Genomic DNA, 569 nt, shown 5'->3' with positions numbered 1-569 from the left:
GTCGGACACGGTTTGCGCCAGCGTGTTGGCAAGCGCCGCGCTCGATGCAGCCTCGCGCGTGGGCCACACGGGCGCGGCACCCTGCACGGGACCGGGATCGGCACCGAGATCGGCCAGCACCGCGCCGATGACGCGCGCAGCGATGGACAGCTGGATGCCGGACGACGCAAGCGCGCCACCCGAGAGCTGCGGCGCGGCCGGAGTCGCCACCGGAATCTCGCGGTCGAGCGCGGCATTGGAGGGCAGCCGGACGTCGTTGCTGACGCCCTCGATGCCGATCACCGGCCCGGGCGCGCCGATCGCGGCTTCGCCCTTGATACCAAGTACGTCGAGCCGCGGCGCCAGCCTGGCGGCCAGCAGTGCATCGATCAGTCCGGTGAGTCCGCTCATCGCTTGCGCGTCTTTCTCAGTGCGGTCGCCCGTAGGCCTTGCGCAGGCTGACGTGCTGGTGCAGCGAGCCCATCTTGCCCAGCAATTCCTCGAGCTGCGGCTTGATCAGCCCGGACACTTCAGCCTGGTCGATGCGGATGCGCTCGATCAGGCGCAGCGCCTCGGTGAGTTGCGCCGGA

At 70.1% G+C, this 569-nt stretch carries 1 protein-coding gene; it reads right to left on the bottom strand.

Annotated features, from left to right (window positions below; genetic code table 11):
* Positions 1-390, bottom strand: a 390-nt coding sequence (locus AC1DTN_RS38725; protein WP_477925522.1) for a hypothetical protein, incomplete at its 3' end; no start/stop codon positions are given.
* Positions 391-569 lie beyond the last annotated feature (179 nt).

The sequence above is a fragment of the Rhizobium sp. 01T444 genome, from assembly GCF_056398305.1.
This window is presented reverse-complemented; position numbering and strand designations above follow the sequence as displayed.